Raw genomic sequence first — 19,171 nt, forward strand, 5'->3', positions numbered from 1 at the left:
TCAGGTTTTTTCGAAGTATTGCGGTTTGTCTTGCGTGCTTGCGTTGACGATCTTGAAAACCACACCCGCATCCCTATTTTCTTCCCAGTTAAAGAACACTCACTAGGGAGCAACACCATGCGGCAAGATAAATTGACGACCAAGCTCCAGGAAGCGCTGGCGGATGCCCAGAGCCTGGCGGTCGGCAACGACAACCAGTACATCGAAGCGGTCCACCTGCTCACCGCCCTGCTGAACCAGGACGACGGCGGGGCGCGTTCGCTCCTGCAGCGCGCCGGCGTGAATGTCGGTGGACTCACCAATGCCTTGAAGAGCGCCCTGGAGCGCTCGCCCAAGGTTTCCGGCACCGGCGGCGAAGTGCTGCCGGGCCGCGAACTGATGGCCCTGCTGAACCTGGCGGACCGCGAATCGCAGAAGCGCGGCGACCAGTTCCTGTCCAGCGAGATGGTGCTGCTGGCGCTGGCCGAGGACAAGTCCGACGCCGGCCGGCTCGCGCGCGAACACGGCCTGACCCGCAAGGCGCTGGAATCGGCGATTTCCGCCGTGCGCGGCGGCGAATCGGTGAACTCGCAGGACGCCGAAGGCCAGCGCGAGGCGCTGAAAAAATACACGCTGGACCTGACCGAGCGCGCCCGCCTGGGCAAGCTCGACCCCGTGATCGGCCGCGACGACGAGATCCGCCGCGCGATCCAGGTCCTGCAGCGCCGCACCAAGAACAACCCGGTGCTGATCGGCGAGCCGGGCGTGGGCAAGACGGCCATCGTCGAGGGCCTGGCCCAGCGCATCGTGAACGGCGAAGTGCCCGATTCCCTGAAGGGCAAGCGCGTGCTCTCGCTCGACATGGCGGCGCTGCTCGCCGGGGCGAAATACCGCGGCGAATTCGAGGAACGCCTGAAATCCGTGCTCAAGGAGCTGGCCCAGGATGAAGGCCAGACCATCGTCTTCATCGACGAGATCCACACCATGGTCGGCGCCGGCAAGGCCGAAGGCGCCATGGACGCCGGCAACATGCTCAAGCCTGCGCTGGCGCGCGGCGAGCTGCACTGCGTGGGCGCGACCACGCTCGACGAGTACCGCAAGTACGTCGAGAAGGACGCCGCGCTCGAGCGCCGCTTCCAGAAGATCATGGTCGACGAGCCGAGCGTGGAGGCGACGATCGCCATCCTGCGCGGCCTGCAGGAAAAGTACGAGCTGCACCACAAGGTCGAGATCACCGATCCCGCCATCATCGCGGCGGCCGAGCTCTCGCACCGCTACATCAGCGACCGCTTCCTGCCCGACAAGGCGATCGACCTGATCGACGAGGCGGCATCTAAAATCAAGATCGAGATCGACTCCAAGCCGGAAGTCATGGACCGCCTCGAGCGCCGCCTGATCCAGCTGAAGATCGAGCGCGAAGCCGTGAAGAAGGAAACCGACGAGGCCTCGCTGCGCCGCCTGGAACTGCTCGACGAGGAAATCGCCCGCCTCGAGCGCGAGTACAACGACTACGAGGAAATCCTCAAGTCGGAGAAAGCGGCGGTGCAGGGCACCACCCACATCAAGGAAGAGATCGAGCGCATCCGCCACCAGATGGAGGAAGCCAAGCGCCAGTCGAACTGGCAGAAGGTCTCGGAACTGCAGTATGGCCGCCTGCCGGAACTCGAAGCGCAACTGAAGCAGGCCGAGGAAGCCGCCAGCCGTGCCGACGGCGAGGGCAACGCCCAGCCGAAGCTCTTGCGCACCCAGGTGGGCGCCGAGGAGATCGCGGAAGTGGTCTCGCGCGCCACCGGCATTCCGGTCTCGCGCATGATGCAGGGCGAGCGCGACAAGTTGCTGCACATCGAGGAGAAGCTGCATGAGCGCGTGGTCGGCCAGGACGAGGCGATCACCGCGGTGTCGGATGCGATCCGCCGCTCGCGCGCCGGCCTGTCCGACCCGAACCGCCCGTACGGCTCCTTCATGTTCCTGGGCCCGACCGGCGTCGGCAAGACGGAATTGTGCAAGGCGCTGGCCGCCTTCCTGTTCGATACCGAGGAAGCCCTGATCCGCATCGACATGAGCGAATTCATGGAGAAGCATTCGGTCGCCCGCCTGATCGGCGCGCCGCCGGGCTATGTCGGCTACGAGGAGGGCGGTTACCTGACCGAAGCGGTGCGCAGGAAGCCCTACAGCGTGATCCTGCTCGACGAGATCGAGAAGGCCCACCCGGACGTCTTCAACGTGCTGCTGCAGGCGCTCGACGACGGCCGCATGACCGATGGCCAGGGCCGCACCGTGGACTTCAAGAACACGGTGATCGTGATGACCTCGAACCTGGGTTCGAACAAGATCCAGTCGATGGACACCGACGAGCCGGCGGTGGTGAAGCTGGCCGTGATGGCCGAGGTGCGCGGACACTTCCGCCCCGAGTTCATCAACCGTATCGACGAGATCGTGGTCTTCCACGCCCTGGACGAGCGCAACATCGGCGAGATCGCCCGGATCCAGCTGCGCAACCTCGAAGCGCGTCTGGCGAAGATGGAAATGGCGCTCGACATCGACGACGCGGCCCTGCAAAAGATTGCCGAGGCCGGCTTCGATCCGGTGTATGGCGCGCGCCCGCTCAAGCGCGCGATCCAGCAGCAGATCGAGAATCCGCTGTCAAAGGCCATCCTGTCGGGCAAGTTCGGGCCGAAGGACACCATTCCCGTGCGCGTGCGCGGCGGTCAGCTGGTGTTCGGCGAGGAGCCGCAGGTCGAGCTGGCGAAGTAAGCCGGTTTTGCCGGGTAGAGGGGCGCAGCGATGCGCCCTTTTTTTCTTGTCCAGTGCAGCGCATTCGGTTAGGCTCGACATATCCCTTGCACGAATGAAAGGAAGGCAATGTCCAGGCTCGAAAGAAACGGGTGGTTTGTTGCAGCGGTAAGTGGTGTCACCGCCGTCCTGACCCTCCTGTTATTGCACGGTGCGGCGCTGTGGCCGGCGCGCGGTATGGCCCAGTGGGTCGTCTACTTCTTCTGCTTCGCAGGAATCTGGCGCTGCGTCTCCTTCCTGGGCTGGTTGATCGTTCTGTTTGCCTCGCCATCGAGCAAAGCGCTGAACTGAGCCAGGCGTACAAGCACGGGTAGCGGGAAACGGACTCCCCGCAGGACAGTGATGGTTGGCAGCGCGGCCATCGCACCCGTGCCGGCATCGTGGTCAACGAGGGCGCAGCAATGCGCCCTTTGCTATTGCGTCAAGCAACGTTCTGTCGTCATTATGTGCATTTCGGCACCATTTTTCGGCCACTCGTCTCATCCTGCCCAGCTTGCCTCGTCGCCAACTTTATAGTGCTGCTCATCCAGGACCACGACACTTCCTATTTCCACTTTGACGAGGCACTACCGATGAAGACTCCGCTCCGCAAGCTGCTCCCCCTGGCCTTCCTGTTCGCTTTGCATGGCGGGGCGCAGGCCGGCGTCGTGGCGGACCATCCCGGGCACTGGATGGGCGACCTGAGCCTGCCAGACGGCCGGGTGCTCAAGAGCGGAGTCGAACTCTTCACACGTGCCGACGGTTCAAGCTGGGCCAGTTTCTCCAGCCCCGACCAGGGCGCCTACGACATTCCGGTCAAGCGCATCGCGGAGCAGGGCGATACGGCGGAACTCGACCTGGGCTTCGCCAAGATGAACATGACCTGGCTCGGCGACCGCTTCAAGGCCGAGTGGAAGCAGGGCGGCGCGAGCTTCCCGCTGGAACTGAAGCAGGTTGCCGCGTTTCCCAGGAAGCCGCGTCTGCAGGACCCGGTCGCGCCTTTTCCGTATTCCGAGGAAACCCTTGCCATCCGCAGCGTGGACGGCGTGACCCTCGGCGCCACGCTTTCCGTTCCCAAGGGCGTCGCGAAACCGAACGTGGTCATCCTCGTGCACGGGTCCGGACCCCTGACACGCGACGAGGAGATTGCAGGCCACCGCGTGTTTGCCGTGCTGGCCGATCACCTGCTGCGCCAGGGTGTGGCCGTGCTGCGCTACGACAAGCGCGGCGTCGGACGTTCGACTGGCGCCTTCGAAAGCCATACCCAGCCCCAGCTGGCCGCCGACCTGAGCGCCGTCGCCGCCGCTGTCAGGGCGCGCGGGCAGTTCGCCCGCCTGGGCCTGGTCGGGCACAGCGAGGGATCGATGATCGCCGCCAGGGTGGCCGCGCGCCAGCCGGCAGACGTCGACTTTCTCGTCTCGATGGGCGGGGTCGGCTTGCCCGGGCTGGAGCTGATCCTGCTGCAGGACCGCCTGCTGGTCCAGGACCGCGGCGCATCGCCGGAGGAGACTGCGCAATTGATGACCTACATACGCGGTTTCTACGACATCGTGATGGCGCATGCCGACAGCGAGGCGCGGGTTGCCGCCCTGAAGGCCTACCAGAAGGCCTTGCCGGAGCGGGACAAGGCCTTGATCGAGAAATACCGGATCGGGACCGGGACGCTGTCGGTGGACGTGGCGGCGCAGCCCTTCGTTCGCGGGCTGCTGCTGGCCGATCCGCGGCCCGACTGGCGCGGGGTGCGTGCCCCGGTCCTGGCATTGAACGGCAGCCTGGACCTCCAGGTTCCACCGGAGAGCCTCGACGGAATTGTCGCGGCCTTGAAGGACGGTGGAAACGAGAAGATCGAGTCGGCGGTGATGCCGTCCCTGAATCACATGTTCCAGACCGCGAAGACCGGCAGCGAAACGGAGTACGCGTCGATCGAGGAGACCATCGCGCCGGCCGCCCTGCAGCGCATCGCCGCGTTCGCGCGCAGGCAGTGATCCGGACCGGTCGGCGCTGTTGCGCGCAGCTCGCCGGCCGGCAGGAAATCCGGACACATGGAGAGCGGGCCGGCGCCAGCAAGGTCGCGCGCTTTTGACTACACTGGCAGCTGTCTTGATTTCCAGGAAACATAAAATGACAACAAGCCTGCGCCAGGACGCCCGCGTCATCGCCCTGGTCGGCACCTCGCACGGGGTGTCGCACTTCTATCACCTGATCCTGGCCGGGCTGTTTCCCTGGCTGAAGGAAGCCTTCGCGCTGTCCTATTCCGAGCTGGGCCTGCTGATGACGGTGTTCTTCGTCGTCTCCGGCATCGGCCAGGCCTTGTCGGGCTTCATCGTCGACCGCGTCGGCGCGCGCCGGGTGCTGTTCACCGGCCAGGCCCTGCTGGGCGTGGGCGCGCTGGTGCTGGCGTCGGCGCCGAGCTATGCGGTGCTGCTGCTGGGCTCGTTTGTCGCGGGCTGCGGCAACGCCGTGTTCCATCCGGCCGGCTATACGCTGCTGAACCATGGCGTGTCGAAGGAGCGGCTGGCCTATGCCTTCTCGGTGCACGGCATCTCCGGCAACATCGGCTGGGCGACGGCGCCGATCTTCCTGGCCGGCGTGGCCACCCTGTCGAGCTGGCGCACGGCGCTGCTGGCCGCCAGCGCGATTCCCTTCCTGATGCTGCTGGTCCTGTTCCTGAACCGCGCCGTGCTGCCGAACCGGGCGACCGTGGCCAAGCCGGGCGAGGCGGGCGGCAGTTCCTTCGCCTTCCTGCGCCTGCCGCCGGTGTGGATGTGCTTCGGCTTCTTCTTCCTGACCTCGGTCGCGCTGGGCGGCATCCAGGCGTTCTCCTCGACCAGCCTGGTGGCGCTGTACGGCATTTCGCTGCCGACCGCCGCGACCGCCTACACCACCTTCATGCTGTCCTCGGCGGCGGGCATGGTGGCGGGCGGCTTCCTGGCGGCGCGCGCCCACAACCACGATCGCACGATCACCTTCGCCTTCCTGTTCGCGGCGGCCATGGCGCTGCTGCTGGCAGCAAGCGTGGTGCCGGGCCCGCTGGTGGTGGTCGTGATGGGCGCCATCGGGCTGGCCACGGGCGTGGCCGGCCCGTCGCGCGACCTCTTGATCCGCGCCGCCGCGCCGCCGAACGCCACCGGACGCGTGTTCGGCGTGGTTTATTCCGGCCTGGACACCGGCATGTCGGTCGGCCCGCTGCTGTTCGGCGCGCTGATGGACGGCGGCCATCCGGCCGCGGTCTTCATCGGCGTGGCCCTGTTCCAGACGCTGGCGATCGCGACCGCGGTGGGGGCGGGGAATGCCCGCCGCACCGTGGTCCAGAAAGCCTGAGTCTTCGTCCAGGGCTTTACCCGCAGCATGGAAAGCGCGCACCTCGGTGCGCGTTCTTGTTTGCGCCCGGGTGGGGATCGGCCGCGCATGCCTGCCTGTCCTGCCGTGGTCTGCACTGTACGGCCAGCTGACGAAACACTCGGTTCATGCCTCTACGCAATTTCCCCGCAATATCTGTCCGTATGCTGTCTTGTTGATGAGCGCCATAGGATTTCATGATGCGAAAAGCCCCCTCCATAACGTGAAACGCTGTGCTGCACGTGCGGCGCATGTCCCTTCCATTTTAAGAAACTTCTTTTCGTATCATGGAATGTCCGTTGCAAGTCTTTGAATATCAATATAAAAAAATCTTTTGATGTCTTATATAAGACTTATTGTGCTACGCACAAACAGGGCTATCATTTGTTCAACGGATTTCGCTTCGCAACTCAGCACTATCTCAGTTCTACTTAATCAGGAGAAACAACATGGCAACTCGTGAACAGCAGATCACCGCACTGCAGAATGACTGGGACAGCAATCCACGTTGGAAGGGCGTCGTGCGCAACTACACCGCTGCCGACGTCGTGCGCCTGCGCGGTTCGATCCAGGTCGAGCACACGCTCGCCAAGCGCGGCGCCGAAAAGCTGTGGGATCTCGTCAACAACGAACCCTTCGTCAACGCCCTGGGCGCCCTGACCGGCAACCAGGCCATGCAGCAGGTGAAGGCTGGCCTGAAAGCCATCTACCTGTCGGGCTGGCAGGTCGCGGGCGACGCCAACCTGGCCGGCGAAATGTATCCCGACCAGTCGCTGTACCCAGCCAACTCGGTGCCGATGGTGGTGCGCCGCATTAACAACACCTTCATGCGCGCCGACCAGATCCAGTGGTCGGAAGGCAAGGACGACATCGATTACTTCGCGCCCATCGTGGCCGATGCCGAAGCCGGTTTCGGCGGCGTCCTGAACGCCTTCGAGCTGATGAAGTCGATGATCGAAGCGGGCGCGGCGGGCGTGCACTTCGAAGACCAGCTGGCCTCGGTGAAGAAATGCGGCCACATGGGCGGCAAGGTGCTGGTGCCGACCCGCGAAGCCGTCGAGAAGCTGACCGCCGCGCGCCTGGCGGCCGACGTGATGGGTACCTCGACCCTGGTCGTGGCCCGTACCGACGCCGAAGCGGCCGATCTCCTGACCTCGGACATCGACCCCAACGACCAGCCGTTCTGCACCGGCGAGCGCACCGTCGAGGGTTTCTACAAGACCCGTCCGGGCATCGAGCAGGCCATTTCGCGCGGCCTCGCCTACGCCCCGTTCGCAGATCTCGTCTGGTGCGAGACCGGCAAGCCGGACCTGGCCTTCGCCAAGCAGTTCGCCGAAGCCATCCACGCCAAGTTCCCAGGCAAGCTGCTGGCCTATAACTGCTCGCCGTCGTTCAACTGGAAGAAGAACCTGGACGACGCGACCATCGCCAAGTTCCAGAAGGAACTGGGCGCGATGGGCTACAAGTTCCAGTTCATCACCCTGGCCGGCTTCCATGCCCTGAACTACGGCATGTTCAACCTGGCCCACGGCTATGCGCGCCGCCAGATGTCGGCCTTCGTGGAGCTGCAGGAAGCCGAATTCGCGGCCGCCGAGAAGGGCTTCACCGCGGTCAAGCACCAGCGCGAAGTCGGCACCGGCTACTTCGACGCCGTGACCCAGACCATCCAGCAGAACCAGAGCTCGACCACCGCGCTGCACGGCTCGACCGAAGACGAACAGTTCTTCGACGAGAAGAAGGTCGCATAAGCAGGCCGCATAAGCCGCTCCACGACATACCTCCAGAGTTGCCGCAGCGCCCAACCGGGCCTGCGGCTTTTTTCGTTTGGGCTGCGAATTTGGGCGCCCGGCTTTTCTAGGCGATAATGACGCCTGTTATCGCCGTTCGCCCGAACGGCGCTTTGATTTTAGGATTCCCAGTTTATGTTGAGCTACCGCCACGCCTTCCACGCGGGTAACCACGCCGACGTCCTCAAGCATTTCGTCCAGGTGCAGCTGCACCTGTACATGAACCAGAAGGACACGGCCTATACCTATATCGACACCCACTCGGGGGCCGGCGTGTATGCGCTCGACAGTACCCAGGCCACCAAGAACGCCGAGTTCGACACCGGCATCGGTCCGCTGTGGACCCGAACCGACGTGCCGGCGCCCCTGGCCGAATACCTGGACCTGGTGAAGGCCATGAACCCGAGCGGCAAGATGCGCTACTACCCGGGTTCGCCCTACGTCGCCGACCAGATGACGCGCCTGGACGACCGCCTGCGCCTGTTCGAACTGCATCCTGCCGACAGCAAGATCCTGGCCGACAACTTCCGCAAGGCCGAGGCCCACCGCGCCGAGCAGGGCGAACGCGCTAGAGGTCGCCGTGTCATCATCGAGCGGGGCGATGGCTTCGCGAGCCTGAAGGCCCTGCTGCCGCCACCGTCGCGCCGCGCGCTGGTGCTGATCGACCCGCCCTACGAAGTGAAGGACGACTACCGCAAGGTGCGCGACGCCCTGGACGAGGCCCTGGGCCGCTTCCCGAGCGGCATCTATGCGGTCTGGTATCCGGTGCTGCAGCGCATGGAGTCGCGCCAGTTTGCCGACAAGCTCAAGCGCCTGCCGGCCAAGGAATGGCTGCACGTCACCCTGACCGTGTCGACGCCGGGGCCGGACGGCTTCGGCCTGCACAGCAGCGGCATGTTCATCCTGAACCCGCCCTATACGCTGGAACCCCTGTTGCGCGAAACCATGCCCTGGCTGGTGCAGGTGCTGGGCAAGGACGCCGGCGCCAGCTTCGTCATCGAGCGCGGCACCCAGGTGACGGGCGCCGCGGCTGCGCGCACCGGCGCCACGGGCGGCGCCCGCATGCCGGTCGGTAACGCACGGCGCGCCAGTCCGCTGTCGGGCACGGGCAGCCTGCGCCTGCCGGGCCAGGCCATGCCGACCCGCTCGACGGAAGGGCAGGCCGAAAGCGGCCGCCAGAACAGCCCGGCCGGCGCCAAACCGGCGAGCGCCAAGCCCGCCGGCCCGAGCCGCGCCAAGCGCTTCTCGCGTCCGCAAGGCGAAGGCGGGCAGGAGCGCGGCGATGCGCGTCCGGTGTCGCGCCGAAGCGACAGTGCCCAGGATCGTCCCGACGAGCGTTTCGACCCTTCACGCGGCAACAAGCAGCCGCGCTATGCCGACCAGCGCCGGCCTGCGGGGCCGCGCAAGGCCCCGGGCGGGGCTGGCGGAGAAGGCGCACGCCCGGGCCGGCCGGCAGGCGGCCGTCCCCGCGGCGGCAACCGTGGCTAGATACTAGCGCGCGTTTCGATGTAAAAATGTAAAGATTCGCGTTATGTAGTATATTCGGCGAGGGTATGCGCACGTGCGCACCCTTTGCCGTGCCTGCCGCGCAGCAAAAGTTTCCAGGAGTGTTACATGCATGCCGAAGCAACGGCAGTTTCATCCATGCCGTCTGACGAATTTTTCCTGGCGCGCCAGCCCATCCTCGGGCGCGACCAGCATCTGGTTGCCTTCGAGTTGCTGTTTCGCGCCGCGGGCGAGCATGAGGACGCTCGCCTGACCGACGGCGCCGCCGCGACCGCGGCCGTCATTTCCCATGCATCGCAACTTGGCCTGGAACAAGTGGTGGGCGAGCAGCTAGCTTTTGTCAATGTCGACGAAGTCGTGCTGATGAGCGATTTCGTCCGTTTTCTGCCGCCTCGTAAGGTTATCCTCGAAATCCTGGAAACCGTCAAGCCGACAGAACAGTTGTTGGCCCGCGTGGCCGAGCTGAAGGAACTCGGCTTCAAGTTCGCCCTCGACGATGTGGTCGACCACACCGAGGAGGTCGACAAGCTGCTCAGCCTGGTCGACGTGGTGAAGATCGATCTCAAGGGCGTGCACGGCCAGGCGCTGGCCCCGCTGGCGGCCTCGCTGCGTGCGGCCAACAAGAAGCTGTTGGCGGAAAAGGTCGAAACGGTCGAGGAATTCAAGCTCTGCCTGCAACTCGGCTTCGAGTACTTCCAGGGCTATTATTTTGCCCGTCCGGTCATCCTCAGCGGCCGCAAGATCGCGCCTTCGGAAATGGTGATCCTGCACCTGCTGGAGCTGCTCAATGCCGATGCCGATGCGGCGGCCATCGAGACGGCGGTCAAGCGCGACGCCCTGACCAGCCTGAACCTGCTGCGCCTGGTGAACAGCCGGGCAGCCGGCAGCGGGCGGCGCATCGAATCGGTCAGCGAGGCCGTGACCAAGCTGGGCCGCAAGCAGCTGCGGCGCTGGCTGCAGATCCTGCTCTACACCACGCCGGGCTCGCCGGTCGAACTCAATTCGCCCTTGCTGCAACTGGCGACCACGCGCGGCAAGCTGCTCGAGCTGATGTCGCTGCATGTGCACCCGGACAATGTGGTCTGCGCCGAGCGCGCCTTCACGGTGGGGATCATGTCGCTGGCCGACGCCCTGTTCTCGATGCCGATGGCCGACATCCTCGACAACGTCGAGCTGGCCGACGACGTGCGCGCCGCGCTGCTGCACCGCGAGGGGACCTTCGGGGCGATGCTCGACGTGGTCGAGCGGCTCGAGAAGGCCGATACCGGCAGGCAGTTCACGGCCGCGCTGCGCCGGCTGGGGCTGACCTCGAAGCAGGTGCGCGAGATCGAGCTGGAGGCGTTCGACTGGGTGCGTGGGCTGGCCTACGAAGCCGCTTGAGGGGGGGCTGTAGGGTGGACACCTGTGTCCACGCGGTATCATCGCCTGATCTCCGGTGAAATCCATCGGAGCCCTTGTGTTTTCGTAGGGTGGGTACTTGTACCCACGCGGTACGGATTATGCGCTTTGCTAACGCATCGATGAATTGCTTCCGTCAACGGCTTCGTGGCCGCCGACTCTGAATTGGTGATGATCCCGCGTGGGCACAGGTGCCCACCCTACGAAAACCGGTGGAAGCCGCGTTTTTTCTTACTGCCCCAGGAACAGGAACACCGTCGGCTTCTTGTGAAACTCCGGCGCCTTGCCCGCCGCTAGTTGTGCCTTCCACTTCGCCGCCGTCAAGGTGCGCACCGACTCGGTTGGCAGCGACAGGTCGGTTGCCACGCACACCAGCGTGCCCGGCTGCAGCGTGGCGACCAGGGCTTCCAGCATCTGCCCGTTGCGGTACGGCGTCTCGATCAGCAGTTGCGTCTGTTTTTCGCCCCGCGAGCGCGCTTCCAGTTCGCGGATGCGCTTGGCGCGCGCCGCGGCGTCGGTTGGCAGATAGCCATTGAAGGCGAAGCTCTGGCCGTTCAGGCCGCTCGCCATCACGGCCAGCAGCAGGGAAGAGGGGCCGACCAGCGGGCGCACCGCGATGCCGTGCTGGTGCGCCAGGCGCACCAGGTCGGCGCCGGGATCGGCCACCGCCGGCACCCCGGCTTCCGATACCAGGCCGGCGTCTTCGCCGGCCAGCAGGGGCTCGAGCAGGGCGGAGAGGGCGGCGGGCGGGGTGTTCACGTTCAGCTCGGCAATGCGGATTTCCTGCAGCGGGCGCGCGAGCGGATGGTCGATCGCGACCAGCTTGAGGAAGGCGCGCGCGGTCTTGGCGTTCTCGGCCACGAAATAGCCGAGCTGCGAAGTGAGGGCCTGGACCTGGCCGGGCAGGACGTGGTTCAGGGCGCCGGGCTGGGCGTCGGTGGGGCCGAGGGTGTTCGGGATCAGGAAGAGGGTACCGGGCATATTCTCGAAAACAAGGGGTTAAATGCCGAAGAAGGGCATGCCTGCACGGCGCAGCATGCCTGTCAGGGCGATCAGGGGCAGGCCGGTGAGGGCGGTCGGGTCGCTGGAGTCGATGCGTTCGAGCAGGGCGATGCCCAGCCCCTCGTTCTTGGCGCTGCCGGCGCAATCGTAGGGCTGCTCGATGCGCAGGTAGGCGTCGAGCTCGGCGTCCGGCAGGTCGCGGAAACGCACGAAGACCTGCACATTCTCGACTTGCGCCGCCTGCGCGGGATCGGCGACGCGGCCGTCCCACAGGCACAGCGCGGTATGGAACACCACTTCGCGCCCGCGCATCTTCTGCAGCTGGGCCAGGGCGTTGGCGTGGTTGCCGGGCTTGCCGATCTGCTCGCCGTCGAGCGTGGCGACCTGGTCCGAGCCGATCACGAGTGCGCCCGGCTGCAGGATGGCCACGGCCTGGGCCTTGGCGCGCGCCAGGCGCAGCGCCGTCGCCTCGGGCGCCTCGCCAGTCAGCGGCGTCTCGTCGACGTGGGGCGCGATCGCCTCGAAATGCAGGTGCAGGCGCGACAACAGGTCGCGGCGGTAGGCGGAGCTGGACGCGAGGATGAGGCGCGGCGGGACGGAACTTGGTATCATGTCGGCCTGGGTCGAGGATTCATAAGTAAAACAGATAGATAGCGTGTCCCGGCAAGCCAAGCTTATGAATCACGGTGCGCCAGACCAGGCTGGTGGGCGCATCGGCAACAGGCGAGGGCGCAAGCGCCAAAAAATCGCGTAAGTCTTTGACTGCGCGGGGACAAGCCTGTTATTATCGCAGGTTTTCCGGGGACGTTTTCTGCAATGAGCGCTTTTGTCATCGACGCCTTTGAATTCTGCCGCAACAATGGCTATCGCGAAGGGGTGACGCCGGTTGCGGAAATGACGCGTCTGGCCGCCGACTGCGCCGACGCCAGCGGCGAGATCGCCTGGGCTATCCAGGGCGGCACTACCCCGCAGGGCTATCCGACGATGACCCTGTCCGTATCGGGTCCCGTCCAGCTGGTGTGCCAGCGTTGCCTGACCCCGTTCGGCTACCGCATCGATTCGTCCACCCAGCTGGTGCTGGGCCGCGACGACGAGGAAGCCGACCAGATCGAGGAAATCCTCGACGATGAGAGCATCGACGTGATCGTCGGCAGCCGCGAATGCGACATCCGCCAGCTGCTGGAAGACGAAGCCCTGCTGGCCCTGCCGCAGGCGCCGAAACACGAGCAGTGCCCAGACACCAGTCTGCTGGACACGCTCAAGTCCGAAAAGGTCTCGCCCTTCGCCGGCTTGAAAAACCTGAAATCCGAATAAGTAGTAAGCAGTTGTAGTACGTCAGAACGTGTCAAACGCGTGCACAGTCGAGTATGTCAGGGCAGCGTTTCATACAGAGTCGGCAATCGAAGGATTGCCGGTGGGATACTCGATGCGCATGTTTTTGCAAATCGAATGTGTTAGAATTTTAGAACTTTAGTATTAGGAGTCATCATGGCAGTTCAGCAGAATAAGAAGTCCCCATCGAAGCGCGGTATGCACCGTTCGCACGATTTCCTGGTTGCCCCTAACCTGGCAGTCGAGCCGACCACCGGTGAAACCCACCTGCGTCACCACATCAGCCCGAACGGCTTCTACCGTGGTCGCAAAGTCCTGAAGACCAAGAACGACGAGTAATCGCCGTCTTGCTTTTCTGTACCATGAAAGCGGTGCAACGTATCTCAAGTGCGTGGCGCCGCTTTTTCTTTATCCCCGGCCGCATCATCCGCACCGTCATTTCCACGGTTGCCGTCTCGGGCTGGCGTCCTGCCGGCGAGCACATGCATCCTGCCGCCCGCCCCCTGTGAGCCGCGGTTCGTACCTCCAAAATGACAATTAAAATTTCCATCGACTGCATGGGCGGAGACCACGGTCCTTCCGTTACGATCCCTGCAGCCCTGTCGTTCCTGAAACAGCAGCCCGACGCCGAACTGGTCCTGGTCGGCCTCGAAGACGTGCTGCGCGCGGAACTGAAAAAACACAATGCCGACGCCAATGCGCGCCTGACGGTCAAGAACGCTTCCGAAGTGGTGGCGATGGGCGATCCGGTCGAGGTGGCGCTGCGTCGCAAGAAGGATTCCTCGATGCGCGTCGCGGTCGAGCTGGTCAAGGACGGCACGGCGAATGCCTGCGTCTCGGCCGGCAACACCGGCGCGCTGATGGCCGTCTCGCGCTATGTCCTGAAGACCATGGCCGGCGTCGACCGTCCGGCGATCTGCTCGATCCTGCCGAACCAGAAGAACGGCCCGACCTACATGCTCGACCTCGGCGCCAACGTCGACTGCGAGCCGCACCACCTGCACCAGTTCGCCATCATGGGCTCGGTCCTGTTCTCGGCCATGGAAGGCGTGAAGCGCCCGACCATCGGCCTGCTCAACGTCGGCACCGAGGAGATCAAGGGCAACGAAGTGGTGAAGAACACCGCCACCCTGCTGCGCGCCGACCACGAGCGCGGTGCACTCAACTTCTACGGCAACGTCGAAGGCAACGACATCTTCAAGGGTACGACCGACGTCGTCGTCTGCGACGGTTTCGTCGGCAACGTCACCCTGAAGGCGGTCGAGGGCCTGTCGCGCTTCGTCAAGTCCGTCTTCAAGCAGAACGTGCTGTCGATGATGGGTGCGGTGCTTGCGCGCGGCGCCTTGAAGAAGCTCAACCCGGAGCGCTACAACGGCGCCAGCCTGCTCGGCCTGAAGGGCCTGGTGTTCAAGAGCCACGGCGGCGCGAATGCGTATGCCTTCGAGTGGGCGATCAAGCGCGCCTACGACGCGGCGAAATATAATGTGCAAGAGCAATTGTCGGCGATGATAGCCGAACTGATGCCAGACACGCCTGACGCCTCGCGCCAGGTTTGATTTCACGGAACAAGGGTGGAGACACAATGACTGTGTACAGCAAAATCATCGGCACCGGCAGCTACCTGCCGGCGCGCAGGGTCACCAACGACGAGCTGGCGGCGCAACTGGCCACCAAGGGCATCGAGACCTCGGACGAGTGGATCAGTTCGCGCAGCGGCATCTCCGCGCGCCACTATGCCGAACCCGAGCAGAAGGCCTCGGACCTCGCCGTCGAGGCGGCCCGTCGCGCCCTCGAGATGGCCGGCAAGACGCCGATGGACATCGACATGGTGATCGTGGCCAGCTCCACCCCGGACTTCCCGGGCAGCTTCCCGAGCACCGCCTGCATTGTCCAGCGCAAGCTCGGCATGGGCAACCACAGCGCGGCCTTCGACGTGCAGGCCGTCTGCAGCGGCTTCGTCTACGCCCTGTCGACCGCCGACGCCTTCATCAAGTCCGGCATGCACAAGACCGTGCTGGTGGTCGGCGCCGAAGTGTTTTCGCGCATCCTGAATTTCGAGGACCGCACTACCTGCGTGCTGTTCGGCGACGGCGCCGGCGCGGTGGTCGTGACCGCCTCGGAAGAGCCGGGCATCCTCGCCGCCAGGCTGCACGCCGACGGCACCCATGCCGACATCCTGGCGGTCAAGGGCGTCCCCGAGGGCGGCCCGACGGCGGCCAACGGCGGCTTCCTGCACATGGATGGCCAGGCCGTGTTCAAGCTGGCCGTGACCGTGCTGGAAGAAGTGGCCAGCGAAGTGCTGGACGCGGCGCGCATGCAGGCGTCGGATGTCGACTGGCTGATCCCGCACCAGGCCAACATCCGCATCATGAGGAGCACCGCCAAGAAACTCGGCCTGCCGATCGAGCGCATGGTCGTCACCGTCGACGAACACGGCAACACCTCGGCCGCCTCGATTCCGCTGGCGCTCGACATCGCCGTGCGCGACGGCCGTATCAAGCCGGGTCACAACATCCTGATGGAAGGCGTCGGCGGCGGCTTCACCTGGGGCGCGATCCTCGCCCGCATGTAATTCCGTATGTAATACGAAAAGGACTAGAAGAAGATGAGCAAATTCGCATTCCTGTTCACCGGCCAGGGCGCGCAAGCGGTCGGCATGCTGAACGGCTTCGCCGGCAATCCAGTGGTCGAGCAAACCGTGGCCGAAGCCTCCGAGGCGCTCGGCATGGACATCGGCAAACTGATCGCCGAAGGCCCGAAGGAAGAACTCGACCTCACCACCAACACCCAGCCGGTCATGCTGACCGCGGCCGTCGCCGTCTACCGCGCCTGGATCGCCGCCGGCGGTCCTCAACCCGCCGTCGTGGCCGGTCACAGCCTGGGCGAATACTCGGCCCTGGTCGCCGCCGGCGTGATCGACTTCAAGGATGCGGTCCCGCTGGTGCGCTTCCGCGCCCAGTCGATGCAGGAAGCGGTGCCGGTCGGACAGGGCGGCATGGCCGTCGTGCTGGGCCTGAACGCCGACGACGTGCGCGCTGTCTGCAGCGAGGCTGCCCAGGGCGAAGTAGTCGAAGCCGTGAACTTCAACGAGCCGACCCAGATCGTGATCGCCGGCCACACGGCCGCCATCGACCGCGCCTGCGAGATCGCCAAGGCCAAGGGCGCCAAGCGCGCCATGAAGCTGGCGGTGTCGGCGCCGTTCCACTCGTCGCTGCTGAAGCCGGCGTCGGACCGCCTGCGCGACTACATGGCCAAGCTCACTTTCAATGCGCCACGTATCGATTTGATCAACAACGTCGATGTCGCTATCCTGAACGATCCGGAAGCAATCAAGGACGCCCTGGTGCGCCAGGCCGCCGGCCCGGTGCGCTGGGTCGAGACCATGCAGAAGATGGCCGCCAGCGGCGTCACCCAGGTCATCGAATGCGCCCCGAGCAAGACCCTGATCGGCATGGCCAAGCGCATCGACCCGGTGCTGGTCGGCGAGGCCCTGGTCGACCAGGCCGCGCTCGAGCGCGTGCTGGAAGCCGTCAAGAGCGCCTGAATTAATTCGCACTAGATAAGGACAACAATTAGATGAATCTGCAGAACCAAGTCGCCCTCGTCACCGGCGCATCGCGCGGCATCGGCAAGGCCATCGCCCTCGAGCTGGCCCGCCAGGGCGCGAAAGTCGTCGGCACCGCCACCAGCGAAGCCGGCGCCGAAGCGATTACCGCTTACCTGGCCGAATTCGGCGGCAAGGGCGTGGTCCTGAACGTCACCGACGCCGAGCGCTGCGGCGCCGTCGTTGACGAAGTGCAAAAGACTTTCGGCAGCCTGTCCATCCTCGTGAACAATGCCGGCATCACCCAGGACAACCTGGCCATGCGCATGAAGGACGAAGAGTGGGACAGCGTCATCACCACCAACCTGACCGCCGTCGGCCGCCTGTCGCGCCTGGTACTGCGCGGCATGATGAAGGCCCGGCACGGTCGCATCATCAACATCACCTCGGTGGTGGGCGCCTCGGGCAACCCGGGCCAGATGAACTACGCCGCCGCCAAGGCCGGCGTGGCCGGCATGACCCGCGCCCTGGCGCGCGAGATCGGCAGCCGCAACATCACCGTCAACTGCGTGGCGCCGGGCTTCATCGACACCGACATGACCAAGGCCCTGGGCGAAGGCCAGCACGAAGCGCTGCTGACGCAGATCCCGCTGGGCCGCCTGGGCCAGCCGGAAGACATCGCCCACGCGGTGGCCTTCCTGGCCGGTCCGACCGCCGCCTACATCACCGGCACCGAGCTGCACGTGAACGGCGGCATGTACATGAATTGATGCGGAAAGTCCCGGGAGCAGGGTACGTATGCAGTTTTCGCCCTTCCGAATCCCGGCGAATTCTCATCTTTTAGCAGGAGTTTCGGCTGAAATAGCGTCAGACGCCGAAAATAGTTTTTCGGCGCGCAAACCTGATAAAATGCGCGCACTTTCCGCAACACATACCTAATGGAGCCATAACATGTCGGATATCGAACAACGCGTTAAAAAAATCGTCGCTGAGCAACTGGGTGTTGCAGAAGCCGACATCAAAATCGAGTCCTCGTTCGTTGACGACCTCGGCGCTGATTCCCTGGACACCGTTGAACTGGTGATGGCCCTGGAAGACGAGTTCGAAATGGAAATCCCTGACGAGCAGGCTGAGAAGATCACCACCGTCAAGCAAGCTATCGACTACGCAACCGCGCACGTCAAGGCCTAAGCTGTTTTAGATTTTCGGGAGAATCGCTTGAGTCGTTCACGCAACCGCCGCGTCGTCATTACCGGCCTGGGCTGCGTTTCACCCATCGGCAACACCGTTGCCGAAGCGTGGAGCGCGGCGCTGGCAGGCAAGTCAGGCATTGCCAACATCACCAAGTTCAATGCCGAGCCGTTTTCGACCCGTTTTGCGGGTGAAGTGAAGAACTTCAACGTCGAAGACTACCTGCCGGGCAAGGAAGGCCGTCACATGGATACCTTCATCCATTACGGCATGGCCGCCGGCATTCAGGCCCTGCAGGATTCGGGTCTTCAGGTCACCGAGGAAAACGCCGACCGCATCGGCGCGCTCGTCGGGTCGGGCATCGGCGGCCTGCCGATGATCGAAGCGACCAAGGAAGAGTATGACGGCCGCGGTCCGCGCCGCATCTCGCCGTTCTTCGTGCCGGCATCGATCATCAACATGATCTCGGGCGACCTCTCGATCAAATTCGGGTTGCGCGGGCCGAATCTGGCCATCGTGACCGCCTGCACCACGGGCCTGCACTGCATCGGCGCGGCCGGCCGCCTGATCGAGTATGGCGATGCCGACGTGATGATCGCCGGCGGCGCCGAGTCGACCATCTCGCCGCTGGGCCTGGGCGGTTTCGCCTCGGCACGCGCACTGTCGTCGCGCAACGACGATCCGGCCACGGCTTCGCGTCCCTGGGACCGCGACCGCGACGGCTTCGTGCTGGGCGAGGGCGCAGGCGTCCTGGTGCTGGAAGAATACGAGCACGCCAAGGCGCGCGGCGCGAAGATCTACGCCGAGCTGCTCGGCTTCGGCATGAGCGCGGATGCGAACCACATCACCGCGCCGGTCGAGGACGGCAGTGGCGCGAGCCGCTGCATGGTCTCGGCACTGGCCAACGCCGGCCTGAACGCCGACCAGGTGGATTACATCAACGCGCACGGCACCTCGACGCCGCTGGGCGACCTGGCCGAAGTGCAGGGCATCAAGCGCACCTTCGGTGATCACGCCAGGAAGCTGGTGGTCAACTCGACCAAGTCGATGACCGGCCACCTGCTGGGCGGCGCCGGCGGCCTGGAATCGGTGTTCACGGTGCTGGCGATCCACAACCAGGTCTCGCCACCGACCATCAACCTCTTCAACCAGGATCCGGCCTGCGATCTCGACTTCGTCGCCAACACCGCGCGCGACATGACGATCAACTACGCCGTGAAGAACAACTTCGGTTTCGGCGGTACCAACGGTACCCTGATCTTCGGTAAAGTTTGAACCTGTCCCGCCCGGCTCTGTCTAACAGAACCGGGCGCCTGACCCT

The 19,171-nt window shown here is 64.7% G+C and carries 17 protein-coding genes; 15 read left to right on the top strand and 2 right to left on the bottom strand.

Annotated elements, in window-relative coordinates; all coding sequences use genetic code 11:
* The first annotated feature begins 117 nt into the window (after window positions 1-117).
* The 7 genes from clpB to ACSUZJ_RS09720 all read left to right on the top strand — a co-directional run bounded on the left by clpB (window position 118) and on the right by ACSUZJ_RS09720 (window position 10,763).
* Window positions 118-2,733: an ATP-dependent chaperone ClpB gene (gene clpB / locus ACSUZJ_RS09690; RefSeq protein ID WP_499415559.1), complete on the top strand. Its 2,616-nt coding sequence runs from the start codon at window positions 118-120 to the stop codon at window positions 2,731-2,733.
* A 108-nt stretch (window positions 2,734-2,841) separates the two neighbouring features.
* Window positions 2,842-3,063, top strand: a complete 222-nt coding sequence (locus tag ACSUZJ_RS09695) for a hypothetical protein (RefSeq protein WP_499415561.1) — start codon at window positions 2,842-2,844, stop codon at window positions 3,061-3,063.
* 281 nt (window positions 3,064-3,344) lie between these two features.
* The gene (locus ACSUZJ_RS09700; protein WP_499415563.1) at window positions 3,345-4,736 is read left to right on the top strand and encodes an alpha/beta hydrolase; all 1,392 of its coding nucleotides are present in this window, start codon (window positions 3,345-3,347) and stop codon (window positions 4,734-4,736) included.
* Between the two features lie 136 nt (window positions 4,737-4,872).
* Window positions 4,873-6,072: an MFS transporter gene (locus ACSUZJ_RS09705; protein ID WP_499415565.1), complete on the top strand. Its 1,200-nt coding sequence runs from the start codon at window positions 4,873-4,875 to the stop codon at window positions 6,070-6,072.
* A 467-nt stretch (window positions 6,073-6,539) separates the two neighbouring features.
* The gene (gene aceA, locus ACSUZJ_RS09710) at window positions 6,540-7,838 is read left to right on the top strand and encodes an isocitrate lyase (RefSeq protein WP_499415567.1); all 1,299 of its coding nucleotides are present in this window, start codon (window positions 6,540-6,542) and stop codon (window positions 7,836-7,838) included.
* 174 nt (window positions 7,839-8,012) lie between these two features.
* The gene (locus ACSUZJ_RS09715; RefSeq protein WP_499415569.1) at window positions 8,013-9,365 is read left to right on the top strand and encodes a 23S rRNA (adenine(2030)-N(6))-methyltransferase RlmJ; all 1,353 of its coding nucleotides are present in this window, start codon (window positions 8,013-8,015) and stop codon (window positions 9,363-9,365) included.
* Window positions 9,366-9,491: 126 nt separating this feature from the next.
* Window positions 9,492-10,763, top strand: coding sequence for an EAL and HDOD domain-containing protein (locus tag ACSUZJ_RS09720; protein WP_499415571.1), 1,272 nt, complete (start codon window positions 9,492-9,494; stop codon window positions 10,761-10,763).
* A gap of 249 nt (window positions 10,764-11,012) precedes the next feature.
* Here the strand turns inward: ACSUZJ_RS09720 and ACSUZJ_RS09725 are convergent, their stop codons facing one another.
* Together ACSUZJ_RS09725 and ACSUZJ_RS09730 are read right to left on the bottom strand one after the other, a co-directional pair.
* Window positions 11,013-11,762: an SAM-dependent methyltransferase gene (locus ACSUZJ_RS09725; RefSeq protein WP_499415573.1), complete on the bottom strand. Its 750-nt coding sequence runs from the start codon at window positions 11,760-11,762 to the stop codon at window positions 11,013-11,015.
* 18 nt (window positions 11,763-11,780) lie between these two features.
* Window positions 11,781-12,395 carry a Maf-like protein gene (locus ACSUZJ_RS09730; protein WP_499415575.1) on the bottom strand — a complete coding sequence of 205 codons (615 nt, stop codon included), beginning with the start codon at window positions 12,393-12,395 and terminating at the stop codon, window positions 11,781-11,783.
* A 204-nt stretch (window positions 12,396-12,599) separates the two neighbouring features.
* On the opposite strand from ACSUZJ_RS09730, the gene ACSUZJ_RS09735 reads away from it, so the two are divergent.
* From ACSUZJ_RS09735 to fabF, 8 genes are all read left to right on the top strand, one after another.
* A complete protein-coding gene (locus ACSUZJ_RS09735) occupies window positions 12,600-13,097 on the top strand; it encodes a YceD family protein (RefSeq protein WP_499415577.1) in 498 nt (165 codons plus the stop codon).
* Window positions 13,098-13,271: 174 nt separating this feature from the next.
* Window positions 13,272-13,454, top strand: a complete 183-nt coding sequence (gene rpmF, locus ACSUZJ_RS09740; protein ID WP_028104096.1) for a 50S ribosomal protein L32 — start codon at window positions 13,272-13,274, stop codon at window positions 13,452-13,454.
* Between the two features lie 191 nt (window positions 13,455-13,645).
* Window positions 13,646-14,671 carry a phosphate acyltransferase PlsX gene (plsX, locus tag ACSUZJ_RS09745; RefSeq protein WP_499415579.1) on the top strand — a complete coding sequence of 342 codons (1,026 nt, stop codon included), beginning with the start codon at window positions 13,646-13,648 and terminating at the stop codon, window positions 14,669-14,671.
* Between the two features lie 26 nt (window positions 14,672-14,697).
* Window positions 14,698-15,687 carry a beta-ketoacyl-ACP synthase III gene (locus ACSUZJ_RS09750; RefSeq protein ID WP_499415581.1) on the top strand — a complete coding sequence of 330 codons (990 nt, stop codon included), beginning with the start codon at window positions 14,698-14,700 and terminating at the stop codon, window positions 15,685-15,687.
* A 33-nt stretch (window positions 15,688-15,720) separates the two neighbouring features.
* The gene (fabD, locus tag ACSUZJ_RS09755; RefSeq protein ID WP_499415583.1) at window positions 15,721-16,659 is read left to right on the top strand and encodes an ACP S-malonyltransferase; all 939 of its coding nucleotides are present in this window, start codon (window positions 15,721-15,723) and stop codon (window positions 16,657-16,659) included.
* Window positions 16,660-16,691: 32 nt separating this feature from the next.
* Window positions 16,692-17,429: a 3-oxoacyl-ACP reductase FabG gene (fabG, locus tag ACSUZJ_RS09760; protein ID WP_499415585.1), complete on the top strand. Its 738-nt coding sequence runs from the start codon at window positions 16,692-16,694 to the stop codon at window positions 17,427-17,429.
* A gap of 181 nt (window positions 17,430-17,610) precedes the next feature.
* Complete coding sequence (acpP, locus tag ACSUZJ_RS09765) at window positions 17,611-17,850, top strand: acyl carrier protein (protein ID WP_020653257.1); 240 nt, start codon at window positions 17,611-17,613, stop codon at window positions 17,848-17,850.
* 27 nt (window positions 17,851-17,877) lie between these two features.
* Entirely contained in the window at window positions 17,878-19,125 is a 1,248-nt protein-coding gene (gene fabF, locus ACSUZJ_RS09770; RefSeq protein WP_499415588.1) for a beta-ketoacyl-ACP synthase II, read from the top strand.
* Window positions 19,126-19,171 lie beyond the last annotated feature (46 nt).

Origin of the sequence: Telluria sp. B2 (genome assembly GCF_051789535.1) — a bacterium.
Classification (GTDB): domain Bacteria; phylum Pseudomonadota; class Gammaproteobacteria; order Burkholderiales; family Burkholderiaceae_D; genus Telluria.

Excerpts from the sequence above, each read along its gene's own strand:
- fabD (WP_499415583.1), top strand. The coding sequence starts at position 15,721 with ATGAGCAAATTCGCATTCCTGTTCACCGGCCAGGGCGCGCAAGCGGTC.
- rpmF (WP_028104096.1), top strand. The coding sequence starts at position 13,272 with ATGGCAGTTCAGCAGAATAAGAAGTCCCCATCGAAGCGCGGTATGCAC.
- aceA (WP_499415567.1), top strand. The coding sequence starts at position 6,540 with ATGGCAACTCGTGAACAGCAGATCACCGCACTGCAGAATGACTGGGAC.
- ACSUZJ_RS09695 (WP_499415561.1), top strand. The coding sequence starts at position 2,842 with ATGTCCAGGCTCGAAAGAAACGGGTGGTTTGTTGCAGCGGTAAGTGGT.
- ACSUZJ_RS09720 (WP_499415571.1), top strand. The coding sequence starts at position 9,492 with ATGCATGCCGAAGCAACGGCAGTTTCATCCATGCCGTCTGACGAATTT.
- ACSUZJ_RS09725 (WP_499415573.1), bottom strand. The coding sequence starts at position 11,762 with ATGCCCGGTACCCTCTTCCTGATCCCGAACACCCTCGGCCCCACCGAC.
- ACSUZJ_RS09750 (WP_499415581.1), top strand. The coding sequence starts at position 14,698 with ATGACTGTGTACAGCAAAATCATCGGCACCGGCAGCTACCTGCCGGCG.
- ACSUZJ_RS09705 (WP_499415565.1), top strand. The coding sequence starts at position 4,873 with ATGACAACAAGCCTGCGCCAGGACGCCCGCGTCATCGCCCTGGTCGGC.
- ACSUZJ_RS09700 (WP_499415563.1), top strand. The coding sequence starts at position 3,345 with ATGAAGACTCCGCTCCGCAAGCTGCTCCCCCTGGCCTTCCTGTTCGCT.
- clpB (WP_499415559.1), top strand. The coding sequence starts at position 118 with ATGCGGCAAGATAAATTGACGACCAAGCTCCAGGAAGCGCTGGCGGAT.
- ACSUZJ_RS09735 (WP_499415577.1), top strand. The coding sequence starts at position 12,600 with ATGAGCGCTTTTGTCATCGACGCCTTTGAATTCTGCCGCAACAATGGC.
- plsX (WP_499415579.1), top strand. The coding sequence starts at position 13,646 with ATGACAATTAAAATTTCCATCGACTGCATGGGCGGAGACCACGGTCCT.
- fabG (WP_499415585.1), top strand. The coding sequence starts at position 16,692 with ATGAATCTGCAGAACCAAGTCGCCCTCGTCACCGGCGCATCGCGCGGC.
- ACSUZJ_RS09730 (WP_499415575.1), bottom strand. The coding sequence starts at position 12,395 with ATGATACCAAGTTCCGTCCCGCCGCGCCTCATCCTCGCGTCCAGCTCC.
- ACSUZJ_RS09715 (WP_499415569.1), top strand. The coding sequence starts at position 8,013 with ATGTTGAGCTACCGCCACGCCTTCCACGCGGGTAACCACGCCGACGTC.
- acpP (WP_020653257.1), top strand. The coding sequence starts at position 17,611 with ATGTCGGATATCGAACAACGCGTTAAAAAAATCGTCGCTGAGCAACTG.